The organism is Xanthobacter sp. NM-25 (assembly GCF_022138605.1).
Taxonomy (GTDB): Bacteria; Pseudomonadota; Alphaproteobacteria; order Rhizobiales; family Xanthobacteraceae; genus Xanthobacter.
Window position 1 is genome coordinate 76,993 of the sequence record NZ_JACBFS010000003.1, and the last position, 13,073, is coordinate 90,065.

Genomic DNA, 13,073 nt, shown 5'->3' on the forward strand with positions numbered 1-13,073 from the left:
GAGACGGCAGATGACCATGCTGACCAGAAGACGACTGTTGCAGACCGGTGCCGGCGCGGGCCTGATGCTGGCCGGCGCCTCGCGAATGGCCATGGGCCAGGCGCGGACGCTGAACGTGACCGCTTATGGCGGGGTTTGGGAAACGACCATCCGCAGCTGCTTCGTCGCCCCCTTCGAGGCCAAGACCGGCGCCAAGGCGACGGTTTCCCTGGGCAGCCCGGCGCAATGGCTGGCGCAGGTGGAAGCCTCGCCGGCGAAGCCACCCCTCGACGTTCTGATCATGACGCCGGATCTGGCCATCACCGCCGCCCAGGCCGACCGGATGCAGGATTTCACGGTGGAGAAGATCCCCAACCTGGCCAAGATCCCGCGCCAGTTCACCGATGCCTGCCTGGGCAAGGGCACCTATTTCGACTACGGCGTCGCCGGCATCACCTACAACAAGAAGACCGTGCCGAACCCGCCCAAGTCCTTCGCGGAATTCGTCGATCGGGTCGCCGCCGGTGATTTCGTCGCCTCGGTCCCCTCCATCACCTATGCGGTCACACCGATCATGCTGATCTGGGCCATGGCGCAGGCCCTGGGCGGCTCGGTGGAGAATGTGGACCCCTTCTTCGATGCCATGAAGAAGATGAAGAAAAATCTCCTTTTCTGGTCCGGCCCGAATGATTTCTTCAATCACCTGGCATCCGGCGAGGCGGATCTCGGCATCTATTTCGATGGGCGCACCTGGAATCACTACGATGAGGGGGCGACCTGGATCGACTTCGTCAATCCGAAGGAAGGCGGCGCACTGGCCGCGGTGGCGATCCAGATCCCCAAGAATGCCGATCCGCTCGCCTTCGCCTATCTGAACGAAGTGCTGGATGCCCAGAACCAGACCCGGTTCGCCGAGGTGATGAACTACGCGGTGACCAACGAGGACGTGGTCTACAGCGCCAAGCTCAAGCCCCGCATCACCCCGTGGCAGCAGGCCGCCTTCCCGCCCTACGAGAAGATCGCCGCGGTTCGCAACGGGTGGGTGGATCGCTGGAACCGCGAGATCGGCCGCTGAGGCGCCACCGCTGCTTCCCGCCGGCCTGACGCCGGCGGGGCTTTCTCACCGCGCTGGCGTTGGCCTGCGCACCAAGACCGGGGACGCCGCATGGCCAGGGCGAATGCCTCCCGCTTCCGTTTCAACCCGCCGGGGTGGTTCCTGCTGCTGCCGGCGGTGCTGTTCCTCATCGCCTTCTTCGTGCTGCCGCTGGTGGACGACGGGCTGCGCAGCATCCGGGCCGACGACGGCAGCCTGACGCTCGCGCGCTATGTGGCCATCCTGTCCGATCGCTTCTATCTCGGGGTCATCGTCGAGACGGTGGCTTTGTCGTCCGCGGTCACCGTGATCTGCGTGCTGATCGGCTATCCGGTCGCCTATCACCTGGTCCGCAGGGCGGGGTGCTGGAGCGCGCTGATCGTGTTCCTGCTGATCGCGCCGCTGCTCACCTCGATCATCATGCGCACCTTCGGCTGGCAGGTGTTGTTCGCCCGTCGTGGCTTGATCAATACCCTTCTGGTGCAGGATCTCGGGCTGCTGGAGCAGCCGCTGCGCATTCTCAATACGCCGGGCCTCGCCATCGCCGCGCTGGTGCATGTGCTGGTGCCCTTCATGGTGCTGTCCATCGCCGCCGTGCTGCAGGGCATCGACCAGCGGCTGGAGGAGGGGGCGCAGGTGCTCGGCGCCAGCCGCTGGCGGACCTTCGTGGAGATTACGCTGCCGCTCTCCCTCGATGGCATCGGCACCGGCGCCATCCTCGTCTTCATGATCGCCAACGGCAGCTTCGTGACGCTGGCGCTGTTGGGCGGCGGTTTCCAGACGCTGCCGCTCTTCATCTTCCAGCAGTTCAACACCACCCGGGATTTCGGCATGGCCAGCACCATGAGCACCGTGCTTCTGGTGATCGCCATGGCCTGCCTCTACCTCCAGCTGCGTCTCGTGCGGCGCCAGGGCATCTGACATGGGCGGCTTTCTTCTCTCCCTCTTCGTCGTCGCCTTCTTCGCCTTCATGCTGGCGCCGATCGTGGTGGTGGTGGTGATCTCCTTCACCTCCGCCGGCTATGCCGCCTTTCCCATTCCCGGCTGGTCGCTGCGGTGGTTCTACCGCATCTGGGAGTATCCCCCCTTCGTCGATGCGATGATCACCAGCGTGCAGGTGGCGGTTCTGGCCACGGTGCTGTCGTGCGTGCTGGCCATCCCCGCCGCGCTTTACCTGACGCGCGCGCGGTCCGGCTGGGCCGATGGGGTCACCACCTTTCTGTTGTCGCCCCTGTCGGTGCCGATGATCGTCATCGGCTTTTCCTCCCTGTTCTTTCTGACCTGGATCGGGATCGGCATTTCCTTCACCGCCCTGGTCATCACCCACACGGTGGCGTGCCTGCCCTATGTGCTGCGCACCGTCACCGCCGTTCACCGCGCGGTGCCGCCGGCCTATGAGGAGGCGGCCGCCATCCTGGGGGCCGGCAGATGGGCCACCTTCAGGGAGGTCACCCTGCCGTTGATCCGTCCGGGCATCGCGGCGGGGGCGCTGTTCTCCTTCCTCACCTCGTTCGACAATCTGCCGATCTCCTTTTTCTTCGGCAGCGCGCAGACCAACACCTTGCCGGTTGTGATGCTGAGCTACATCGAGAACCAGTTCGATCCCTCCATCGCCGCCCTCAGCACCCTGCAGCTGCTGCTCGCGGTGATCTGCCTGCTCGCTGCCGATCGGATCTACGGCATCGAGAAGATGACGGTGGCGGCGTGATCCCGCGGCGGCCGGCGCGGTGCCCGCCGCCCCTCTTTCCTCAAGTCCCGCACCCGGCGCGCGAGGCGATCTCGCGTTGCGCCGGGGGCGCAAGCCTCAGCAGGTGATCTTATGTCGTCGTGGCCTCGAGACGCCGCCTCGTCCCTGTGGACGCGGCTCTCCCGCGAACGTTTCTCCGCGCCGGTCCTGAGCGGTGATCTGGCTGCCGATGTGGTCGTCATCGGCGGCGGCATCGCCGGCCTTTCCACCGCCCTCGCTTTGCGCGAGCGGGGCCTCGACGTGGTGGTGGTGGAGGCGGTGCGCATCGGCAGCGGCGCATCCGGGCGGGCGAACGGCCAGGTCATCGCCACTCTGACGCGGCTCGGCCCCGAGGGCATGGCAAAGGCGCTGGGCAAGCCGTTCCTGGACATGGTGGCCGGCTCTGCCGACGTACTCTATGGCTTCGTCGCGCGCTTCGGCATCGATTGCGACGCCGTGCGCCACGGCTGGCTGCAGCCGGCCCACAGCCCCGGCCGCGCCGCCGCCGCCCGGGGGCTCGCCCGCCAATGGGCCGCCGCCGGCGCGCCGGCGGTCGCCCTCGATCGCGCGGACGTGGAAGCGTTGATCGGCGCCCCCGGCTACGCCGGCGGCTGGCTGCACCGGGGCGGTGGCCACATCAACCCCTATGCCTTCACCGTCGGCCTGGCCCGTGGGGTCGCCGGCACCGGCGTGCGCATCTTCGAGGGCAGCCCGGCCACGGCCTTGGAGAGGGTAGGGGGGCTGTGGCAGGTGACGACGCCGGCTGGTACCGTGCGGGCGCCGCGGGTCGCCCTCGCCACCGGCGCCCATACCGGCGATCTGTGGCCGGGTCTGCGGCGGACCTTCGTGCCGGTCACGTCCTATCAGGTGGCGACCGCGCCGCTGGGATCGCTCGCCGCGCGCATCCTGCCGGGAGATGAGGCCTTCTCGGACACCCGCCGCGATCTGCGCTACATGCGGAAGGATCGCGAGGGGCGTCTCGTCTCCGGGGCGGCGCTGGCGATCCAGATGGGGGCGGCATCCCGGCTGCCGGCGGCGGTGCGGCGGCGGCTGGCGCAGCTCTTTCCCGAGCTCGCGGCGGTGCCGATGCCGGATTTCTGGGGCGGGCGCATCGCGATGACGGTCGATCGGCTGCCCCATCTCCATCGCACCGACGAGGGCCTCGCCGCTTGGGTCGGCTGTAACGGGCGGGGACTGGCCCTGTGCTGCGGGATGGGCACTGTTCTGGCCGATGCGGTGCTCGGCCGGCCCGATGCCGAGCTGGCCCTGCCGCCCACTCCAGTGAAGCCGCTGCCCCTGCACGGTTTCGTCACCGCCACCGCGCGGATGATCCTGCCCTATTATCGCTGGCTGGATGGGCGCGAGGTCCATTGAGCTACCAGGGCATCGCCGGTGGGGGCCTCATGGCGTCCGGGTCACGCCTGCCGGCGCCAGAGCAGCACCAGCAGCGTGCCCGACACCAGCCACAGCACCAGCACGGCCGCGAGCACGCTTTGGGCGCCGCCTGCCGTGAGGAGATAGGCGGCGCCGAGCGGTGCGAGGGCCTGGGCCAGCAGGGCGGGCCGGGCGAGGCGCCCGGCGAGCCGCGGATAGCGCGCCGCACCCAGCAGCGCCAGCGGCACCGTGCCCTTGGCGATGGAGAAGATGCCGTTGCCGGCGCCATAGGCGGCCAGTGCCATGGCAACGACAGGGAAGCCGGCGGCGAGAAGCACCAGGCCGAGGCCCATCAGCCCCACCGCGCCGGCCATGGTCCATAGAGGATGATGCCGGCCGCCGCTCAGCTGCTCGACGATGCGCGCCAGGACCTGCGCGGGGCCGATGATGGCGCCGGCGGCCACCGCTTCGGCGAGGCTGAAGCCGCGCGCCTGCAACAGCGCCAGCACCTGCACCGACATGGTGGAGGCAATGGCCCCGACCAGGGTGACGATGCCGGCGAGAAGGAGAAAGGCGGTGCGCTCGCGCCCGTGTAGCGCGAGGGGCTCGGACTTCGCGGCCACGTCGTCCTGCGCGCCTGCCCGGATGGTCGCGGGGAGAAACGCCGCCAGCAGCGGGAGACACACGCACAGCTGGGCCGCGGCATAGGCGAGGCAGGCGCCCCGCCAGCCCACATGGGCCTCCAGTGCGGCCGAGACGGGCCAGCAGACGGTGCTGGCAAAGCCGCCCCAGAGGGTCAGCAGGGTGATGGGCCGGCGGGCGGCGGCGCCATAAAGGTGGCCCAGGGTGGCGAAGGCCGCATCATAGAGGCTCGCCGCCATGCCGAGGCCCATGAGGCACCAGCCGAGGGCAAACACGGCGAGGTGCGGCGCCGTGGCGACCACCGTGAGGCCGAGGGCGATGCACGCGCAGCCGGCCATCAGCACCGGCCGGCCGCCGCGCGCATGGATCCACACGCCCACGCGGGGAGAGGCGATGCCGGCCACCAGCAGCCCCAGCGAAAGGCTGCCCATGATCCAGGGCATGGGCCAGCCGGTGTCGCGGGCGATGGGCGCGGCCAGCACCGCAAGCAGGTAGAAGGAGGAGCCCCAGGTCAGGATCTGGACGATGCCCAGGGCATTGACAACGCGGCGCTGGGCGCCGCGCTCGGCCGTTTCGGAGGGGGCCGAAGCGGGGGCGCTCACCGCACGGCCGCGCCGAGGGCGAGCCGCTCCTCCAGCTTCGCCGCCGCTTCCTTGCGTTCGCTGTAGCGGTCGGTGAGATAAGGGGAGATGTCGCGGGTCAGCAGGGTGAATTTCACCAGCTCTTCCATCACGTCGACCACCCGGTCGTAATAGCCGGACGGCTTCATGCGGCCACCTTCCTCGAACTCCTGATAGGCCTTGGCCACGGACGACTGGTTGGGGATGGTGAGCATGCGCATCCAGCGGCCGAGAATGCGCATCTGGTTCACCGCATTGAAGGATTGCGAGCCGCCGCACACCTGCATCAGGGCCAGGGTTCGGCCCTGGGTGGGGCGGATGGCGCCCATGGCGAGAGGAATCCAGTCGATCTGCGCCTTCATCACGGCGCTCATGGCGCCGTGCCGCTCCGGGCTGCACCACACCTGGCCTTCCGACCACAAGGTCAGCGCGCGCAGTTCTTGCACCTTGGGATGCTCCACCGGTGCCCCGTCCGGCAGCGGCAGGCCGTCGGCATGGAAGACGCGGGTTTCGGCACCGAAATGGCGCAGCAGCCGTTCGGCCTCCAGCGTCAGCAGACGGGAATAGGAGCGGTCCCGGAGCGAGCCGTAAAGCAGCAGGATGCGCGGCGGATGGCGCGACGGCGTGACGGGGAACAACCGTTCGGGGGAGGGAATGTCGAGCAGGCCCTCATCCACGTTTGGCAGGCTGGTGTCGGTCACGGCGTGCTCCTTGCCGCCGCGCCGGTGGCGGCTCCACGTTCATACCAGCCCTTGGAGCGGTTCACGATCCAGACGACCGACAGCATCACCGGCACCTCGATCAGCACCCCCACCACGGTGGCGAGCGCGGCGCCGGAGGTGAAGCCAAACAGGGAGATGGCCGCCGCCACCGCCAGCTCGAAGAAGTTGGAGGCGCCGATGAGGGCGGAGGGGCCGGCGACGCAATGGGCCTCGCCGACGATCCGGTTCAGCACATAGGCAAGGCCGGCGTTGAAATAGACCTGGATCAGGATCGGCACCGCCAGCAGCGCGATGACCAGGGGCTGGGCGATGATGGCCTCGCCTTGAAAGCCGAACAGCAGCACCAATGTGGCGAGCAGCGCCACCAGGGAGAGCGGGCCGAGCCGCGACAGAAGCCGGTCCAGCGCCGCCTGTCCACCGTGCGCCAGCAGGCGCCGCCGCAGCATCTGCGCGGCGATCACTGGAATGACGATGTAGAGCACCACCGACAGCACCAGCGTGCCCCACGGCACGGTGATGGCGGACAGGCCCAGCAGCAGCGCGACGATGGGGGCGAAGGCCACCACCATGATGGCGTCGTTGAGCGCCACCTGGGACAGGGTGAAATGGGGCTCGCCTCGGGTCAGGTTCGACCACACGAACACCATGGCGGTGCAGGGCGCGGCGGCGAGGATGATGAGGCCGGCGATATAGCTGTCGATCTGGTCGGCGGGCAGCAGGGGGCGGAACAGCCAGCCAATGAACAGCCAGCCCAGCAGCGCCATGGAAAAGGGCTTCACCGCCCAGTTCACCAGCAGCGTCACGCCGATGCCCCGCCAGTGCTTTCCCACTTCGCCCAGGGCGGCGAAGTCGATCTTCAGCAGCATGGGCACGATCATCAGCCAGATCAGCACCGCCACCGGCAGGTTCACCTGGGCGATTTCGATGGCGCCGATGGCGTGGAACACCGCCGGCACCAGATGGCCGAGGAGCACGCCCGCGACGATGCACAGGCCGACCCACACGGTGAGATACCGCTCGAACAGGGACATGGGGGATCTCCGATGGCTCAGCCGGTGACGCGGTGGCCGGCTGCGTCCACCACGCGCTCGCCATCTTCCTTGGAGAAGGCGCCCTGCTGCGGGGGCAGCAGGTCCAGCACCAATTCGGAGGGGCGGCACAAGCGCACGCCCTTGGGCGAGACGACGATGGGGCGGTTGATGAGAATGGGATGGGCCATCATGGCGTCGAGCAGCGCCTCGTCGGACAGGGCCGGGTCGCCAAGGCCAAGCTCGGCATAGGGCGTGCCCTTTTCCCGCAACACGTCACGCACCGAAAGGCCGGCGCGGGCGATGAGCTGCTGCAGCAGCGCGCGGGAGGGCGGCGTCTTCAGATATTCGATCACGTGCGGCTCGATGCCCGCATTGCGGATCATGGCCAGGGTGTTGCGCGAGGTGCCGCAATCCGGGTTGTGATAGATGATGACGTCCATGATCAGGCCTCATGCCACATCCGGTCGGGGGGAGGTGGCGCCGGCCAGATGGCCGATCTCGCGCAGCTTGGCATTCAGCGCCAGCCGATCCAGTTTGGCGATGGGCAGGGCGGTGAAGACCGAGATGCGGTTCTTCAGGTAGCGGAAGGCCGCGTTGAACGCCGCCTCCTTCTCGATGTCCGAGCCTTCCACCGCTGCGGGGTCCTCGATGCCCCAATGGGCGGTCATGGGCTGGCCCGGCCAGAGGGGGCAGGCTTCGCCCGCCGCGTTGTCACAGACCGTGAAGACGAAATCCATGACCGGCGCGCCGGGCTCGGCGAACTCGAGCCAGCTTTTGGAGCGGAAACCTTGCGCAGGATAGCCATAGGCTTCAAGCGTCTTGAGGGCGAAGGGGTTCACCTCCCCCTTGGGCGCGCTGCCCGCAGAGAAGGCCCGGAAGCGGCCGGCGCCATCCTTGGCCAGGATGCTTTCGGCGAGGATGGAGCGGGCGGAATTGCCGGTGCACAGGAACAGCACGTTATAGACGTGCCCGTGAGCGACCTCAGGCATGGGTGTCGTCCTTGTTCGGTTCGCAGGCGCAGGAGAGGGCGGCGACCGCAGGCGCGCACACTTCGGGATGTCCGCTACAGCAGTCGCGCATGAGGAAGGCGATGAGGTCGGAGAGGGCCGGATAGACCGCGCTGTAGATGATGGAGCGGCCGTCCCGGCGGGATTGAACCAGCCCGGCGTGTTCCAGATGGCTCAGGTGGAAGGACAGGCGGGAGGAGGAGGCGTCGCCCAGCGCCGCGCCGATGGCACCCGCTGGACGCCCCTCAGGACCAGCCTCGACCAGCAGGCGCACGATGCGCAGCCGCGTCTCCTGGGCCAGGGCGGCGAAGGCGGAAAGGGCGTGGGTCTCGTCCATAATTCAATAACTCAATGAATATTGAGATATTGAATGCATACACCGTTCCAGCGCCGCCCGCAAGCCATGAGTGACCGGGCCGGTGGGGTCAGCCCGGCGGCGCGTCGCGCCGGGGATCGAGGTGCTGCATCACGTGCTTCACCAGGGCGCGTTCGGAGCCCACGCCGGTCTTGCGATACATGCGCAGCCGGCAGTTCTTGATGGTGCCCTTGCTGAGGTTGAGCTTTTGAGCAATGCCGCCGGTGGTCTCGCCATTCATGAGCAGGAGCACGATCTCCCGCTCGCGTGGCGTGAAGATCTTCAGCGCTTCCTCCAGCAGGCGGTCGGGATCCTCCACCCGGGGCGGGGCATCGGTGTCGAGCACATACATGCGCCCGCCCGGTGCCAGCGGGAAATCGCGATCGAATGCCTCCACCTTCACGGTGAACGGCGGCAGCGCCCGCGGCTGGCAATCGCCGGTGGTGTGCAAGTCCTCTACCAGCGTCGTCAGCGCCGGCTCGCCCGTCGCCGCCTTCTGCCAGGCCTCGTTGGAAAAGACATCCACCCCGAAGCGGTCCTTGATGAGGGTGGGGCGGGTGATGAAGCCTTCCACCTGCGGCCCGCGCAGGTGGCGCAGGCTGTTGAACAGGGCGCCCAGATGGGAGCGGTGGAAACCCTCCAGCATGGGGAAGATGAGCTTGGCGCGTGCGATATCCGCCGGTGAGAAGCCACCGCTCTCCCGCTCCAGGAACAGCCCGAAGCAGCAGTGGCCCACCGTGGAGAAGAAAATGCCGAGCTCGTCGGAGATGCTGGCGACGGTCTGGAACACCTTGTGGTAGAGGTCCCAGGCGCGGCCCGGGGCGCGCACGTCATTCAGCTGAAGCACGCCTGGATTGCCATTATTGCGCCAATACTCGGAAAACGGGTCGACCGAGGCGTAGATATTAGTGTAATATGCAACCACATCGCTCGCCACGTTCTTGGTGAAGAGCACGTCGGGCGGGGCCACGCGCGAATAGCGAATAATCCAGCACGCATCATGGTCGATGGCGGCGCCGAACAATTCCACCAGCTCGCGATGAAAGCGGTCGCTGCCGATCACCCGCGCCACCTGTCCCACATGGGCGAACCACTCCGGACTGTTCAGCGGCACGGCGCTGTATCGCCCGAATGCGGAAGCCAGTGGAACGGGAAGTGATTCTGCCATGCCTCACGCTCCCGTCGGCATGTGTGTACACTTGAATAGTTCCGATCTGAGTAAAGCCGAGCGGTTGCCCCCTGGCAATGCGGACGTTGCGTCATCATGCTCCCTATCTCTTTCGATGTTGCAGTGCATATGGGGGGTGAAGCCGCCGGCAATTCTGCCTTTTCGGCGAGCGTTGCCGCCCGGCATCTCGCGGCTGCGAGGAACGTCGGGCGGAGTTCGGGTGGAAGCTGCACGCAAAGGGGCCTCACGGGAAAGGACCGGAGGCGGGCGGCCTCGCACCGCCCGCGCTCCGGCAAGGTTCCCAGGAGGAAGCCCCCGGGTTACGGCTCGGCCTGCAGCGGCAGCTGCGGAAGGTCAGGCCGTCCGTTCGTCGAGCGGGTGGGTCCGCAGGCGCAGCGGATCATAGAAGGGGGTCTTCACCACCCGCGCCGGGAAGCGCTCCTCGCCGCTGTGAACCTCCAGCTCGGTGCCGCAGCCGGCGAGGTGGGGCGCCACATGCACCAGGGCCAGTGATCGCATGAGGTAGCGGCTGTAGGTGGTGGAATTCACGATGCCCACCTCCCGGCCATCGCGGAACAGTTTCGCCCCCGGCTCGATGGCCGCGTGATGGTCGATCTCAATGCCCGCCTGCGCCACCCGCCCTTGTCCGCGTCGGCGCAGCACGGCGTCGCGGCCGCGGAAGGCGGGCTTGTCCGGATTCACCGTCCAGCCGAGCCCGGCTTCCCACGGCGTCGTATCTCCTTCCGGCATGTCATAGGGATAGAAGAGCAGGCCGCCTTCGACGCGGACGATGTCGAGGCAGGACCACGACACAGCCATGGCCCCGTGCGGCCGGCCGGCCTCGAGAATGGCATCCCACAGGACCACGGCGTCGCCGGAGGCGCAGGACACCTCATAGCCGCGCTCGCCGGAATAGCCGCCGCGGGCGATGGAGACCGGGCGGCCGAACAGGCTGGTCCGCCGATGCCCGAAATAGGGCAGGGTCTTCAGCTCGAAGCCGGTGTGCGGCGCCAGGATGTCGAGGGCCTTGGGTCCCTGCAGCGACAGCATGTGCACGTCATTATCCTTGCGGAAGGTCACGTCGCGCCCCGCAGCGGCCGCCGGCAGCAGGTCCTCCAGGGCGCCACTGCCGTGGGATACCCGATAGGCGTTCGGCCCATCGCAATAGACGAGGACGTCATCGATGATGCTGCCGTTGTCGTCCAGCAGTCCGGTGAGGGAGGCGGCGCCGGGGGCGATGCTGGCAATATCGGAGGTGAACAGCTCCTCCAGCACGGCCAGGGCATCGCGGCCCGAGACGTCGATGATGCGAAGGGCGGAGACGTCGAACAGGCCGGCGGCGGTACGCACGGCGACCACCTCGTCATCGGGGTTGGTGGCGTAGTTCTGCGGCACGGGCATGTCGTTCCACGCCGCCTCGAAGGTGGTGCCGAGGGCCCGGTGGCGATCGGACAGGGCGGAAAGACGGGAATAGGCGGGCAGGCCAGCGGTCATGCTGCGGGTCCTTTCTTGATGCGGGGAGAGGACGGCCCGGCAGGCGCCGGGCCGCCGGGGGTCAGAGCTGGAACAGCCAGTTGGAGGCGAGCACCACCACAAGTCCGGCGATGAGCGCGAGATAGGGCAGCATGCCGGCACGCTTCTGCGTGTGCTTGCCGTCGCCGATGGTCAGGTCCTCAAAGGTCTCATGCGGGAACTTGCCGCCGTCCTGGATGTAATGGCGGTAGATGAAGACCGGGATGATGAGGGCGGCGGTGATGAGCCCGGCCCACAGCGCCACCGGGTTCCACACCTTCGCGCCGGCGCCCATGAACACCGCATTGACGAAGGCGAACACGGTGCCGAGGGCGAGGATGAAGGTGGGCGCCCGATAGGGCCGGTCCACATGGGCGCTGTCGATGCGGTGGATCCAGCCGGAGTTCAGGTTGAGGAAGTTGAAGATGATGTAGCCCACATTCGCCACCGCCAGCACGAAGAAGAAGCTGGTGCTGTCGGCGCACGCGATGGCCAGGAGCACGATGTTGAACCACAGGTCGGTCCACATGGCGCGGGTGGGCGCGCCGTGCTCGTTCACATGGTCGAGGAAGCGGGGCAGCCAGCCGTCCACCGCGCCCTGGTAGAGGGTGCGCGAGGAGCCGGCCATGGCGGTCATGATGGATAGCATCAGCGCCAGGATCATCAGCATGACGAGCACGCTCTCGACGATCTTGCCGCCGCCCACCATGTGGGCCATGGCCTGGGCGACGCCGGAGCCGTCGACGATGGCTGGATCAAGCATGCCGCCGAGGCCCAGAACACCCTGGAAGGTGAACGGCACCAGGATGAACAAAGCGAGGCACAGGAGGCCCGAATAGAAGATGGCCTTGAAGGTGTCGCGCTCGGGGTTGCGGAATTCGCCGGTGTAGCACACGGCGGTCTCGAAGCCGTAGGTGGACCATGCGGCGATGAACAGGCCGCCAAGCACCAGCGTCCAGCCGGGAATGTTCCAACTGCCGGCCTCTGGGGCCCCGGCGGCGGCCAACGGCACCAGCGGCGAGAAATTGCTCCAGTTCACCTGTCCCGTCAGCAGCGGCACGATGCCCACCACCAGCATGGGCACGATCACCGACAGACCGATCCATTTCTGCACATTGGCGGTGCCGAGAATGCCGCGATGCTGGATGGCGAACACCAGCAGCATGAGCGCCGCGCCCACGAAGAACGCGGCATTGAGGGAGAAGGACACCGGACCGATGGCGTGGGTCATCAGCGTCCAGTCCCGGATGTGGGGCGTCAGCGCGGCCACCGCGGCGGCGGCCTTCTCGGCCTCGGTGCCGGTGAGGCTGGCGCCGTGCACGGTGAGCCACTGCGCCACTTCCGGGCTGTTGAGCGCGGGCACCGGGGCGAGGGCGTTGAGGATGTAGGCGGCGGCGATGGAGCAGCCAAGCGAGAGCACCGGGCTCCAGGCGAACCAGTTGCACCACACCGAGAGCGGCGCCACCAGCTTCACATATCGCACCCAGGCGGCCGCGCCATAGATGGAGGCGCCGCCGGACTTGTTGGGAAACAGGCCGGCGATCTCGGCATAGATGAAGGACTGGATGAAGCCCATGCCGATGGAGATGCCCCAGATCAGGAATGACAGGGTCCCGGTCATGCCGGCGATGCCGCCGATGGAGAACAGCACGAGGGCGGGCACGCCGCTCGCGACCCAGAAAGCGCCGGTCCAGCTGATGGAGCGATGCAGTCGCCCCTCAGTCGTGGTCCCCTCTTGGACAGTGGTGATGGTGGTCACGATTTCCTCCCTCGCCCGTGTGCTCGGCTTCAGGTCAGGCAGGCGTGCCGGCCCGGGCGTTCTTGTGGACGTGTTCTATGGTTTG

13 protein-coding genes are annotated in these 13,073 nt (G+C 67.7%); 4 read left to right on the top strand and 9 right to left on the bottom strand.

Annotation, left to right across the window (positions count from 1 at the left end; genetic code table 11):
* The first annotated feature begins 10 nt into the window (after positions 1 to 10).
* From MEU52_RS09190 to MEU52_RS09205, 4 genes are all read left to right on the top strand, one after another.
* The gene (locus MEU52_RS09190) at positions 11 to 1,054 is read left to right on the top strand and encodes an ABC transporter substrate-binding protein (protein WP_238120982.1); all 1,044 of its coding nucleotides are present in this window, start codon (positions 11 to 13) and stop codon (positions 1,052 to 1,054) included.
* A 90-nt stretch (positions 1,055 to 1,144) separates the two neighbouring features.
* Complete coding sequence (locus tag MEU52_RS09195) at positions 1,145 to 1,993, top strand: ABC transporter permease (protein WP_238120983.1); 849 nt, start codon at positions 1,145 to 1,147, stop codon at positions 1,991 to 1,993.
* A gap of 1 nt (position 1,994) precedes the next feature.
* Positions 1,995 to 2,780, top strand: a complete 786-nt coding sequence (locus MEU52_RS09200) for an ABC transporter permease (protein ID WP_238120984.1) — start codon at positions 1,995 to 1,997, stop codon at positions 2,778 to 2,780.
* A 111-nt stretch (positions 2,781 to 2,891) separates the two neighbouring features.
* Positions 2,892 to 4,172: an NAD(P)/FAD-dependent oxidoreductase gene (locus tag MEU52_RS09205; RefSeq protein ID WP_238120985.1), complete on the top strand. Its 1,281-nt coding sequence runs from the start codon at positions 2,892 to 2,894 to the stop codon at positions 4,170 to 4,172.
* 41 nt (positions 4,173 to 4,213) lie between these two features.
* Here the strand turns inward: MEU52_RS09205 and MEU52_RS09210 are convergent, their stop codons facing one another.
* The 9 genes from MEU52_RS09210 to MEU52_RS09250 all read right to left on the bottom strand — a co-directional run bounded on the left by MEU52_RS09210 (position 4,214) and on the right by MEU52_RS09250 (position 12,988).
* Positions 4,214 to 5,416 carry an MFS transporter gene (locus MEU52_RS09210; protein WP_238120986.1) on the bottom strand — a complete coding sequence of 401 codons (1,203 nt, stop codon included), beginning with the start codon at positions 5,414 to 5,416 and terminating at the stop codon, positions 4,214 to 4,216.
* Positions 5,413 to 6,135 carry an arsenical resistance protein ArsH gene (arsH, locus tag MEU52_RS09215; RefSeq protein WP_337927105.1) on the bottom strand — a complete coding sequence of 241 codons (723 nt, stop codon included), beginning with the start codon at positions 6,133 to 6,135 and terminating at the stop codon, positions 5,413 to 5,415. The genes MEU52_RS09210 and arsH overlap by 4 nt, the downstream gene beginning before the upstream one ends.
* Entirely contained in the window at positions 6,132 to 7,187 is a 1,056-nt protein-coding gene (gene arsB / locus MEU52_RS09220; RefSeq protein WP_238120987.1) for an ACR3 family arsenite efflux transporter, read from the bottom strand. Before arsB ends, arsH begins: the two co-directional genes overlap by 4 nt.
* Positions 7,188 to 7,204: 17 nt before the next feature.
* Positions 7,205 to 7,627, bottom strand: a complete 423-nt coding sequence (gene arsC / locus MEU52_RS09225; RefSeq protein ID WP_238120988.1) for an arsenate reductase (glutaredoxin) — start codon at positions 7,625 to 7,627, stop codon at positions 7,205 to 7,207.
* 9 nt (positions 7,628 to 7,636) lie between these two features.
* Positions 7,637 to 8,176 (bottom strand): arsenate reductase ArsC, encoded by a 540-nt coding sequence (locus tag MEU52_RS09230; RefSeq protein WP_238120989.1) that lies wholly within the window; start codon positions 8,174 to 8,176, stop codon positions 7,637 to 7,639.
* Positions 8,169 to 8,531 carry an ArsR/SmtB family transcription factor gene (locus MEU52_RS09235; protein ID WP_238120990.1) on the bottom strand — a complete coding sequence of 121 codons (363 nt, stop codon included), beginning with the start codon at positions 8,529 to 8,531 and terminating at the stop codon, positions 8,169 to 8,171. The genes MEU52_RS09230 and MEU52_RS09235 overlap by 8 nt, the downstream gene beginning before the upstream one ends.
* Before the next feature lie 88 nt (positions 8,532 to 8,619).
* Positions 8,620 to 9,717 carry a helix-turn-helix transcriptional regulator gene (locus MEU52_RS09240; RefSeq protein WP_238120991.1) on the bottom strand — a complete coding sequence of 366 codons (1,098 nt, stop codon included), beginning with the start codon at positions 9,715 to 9,717 and terminating at the stop codon, positions 8,620 to 8,622.
* 354 nt (positions 9,718 to 10,071) lie between these two features.
* The gene (locus MEU52_RS09245; RefSeq protein WP_238120992.1) at positions 10,072 to 11,211 is read right to left on the bottom strand and encodes an aminomethyltransferase family protein; all 1,140 of its coding nucleotides are present in this window, start codon (positions 11,209 to 11,211) and stop codon (positions 10,072 to 10,074) included.
* A gap of 61 nt (positions 11,212 to 11,272) precedes the next feature.
* Positions 11,273 to 12,988, bottom strand: a complete 1,716-nt coding sequence (locus MEU52_RS09250) for an APC family permease (protein WP_238120993.1) — start codon at positions 12,986 to 12,988, stop codon at positions 11,273 to 11,275.
* Between the last annotated feature and the right edge of the window lie 85 nt (positions 12,989 to 13,073).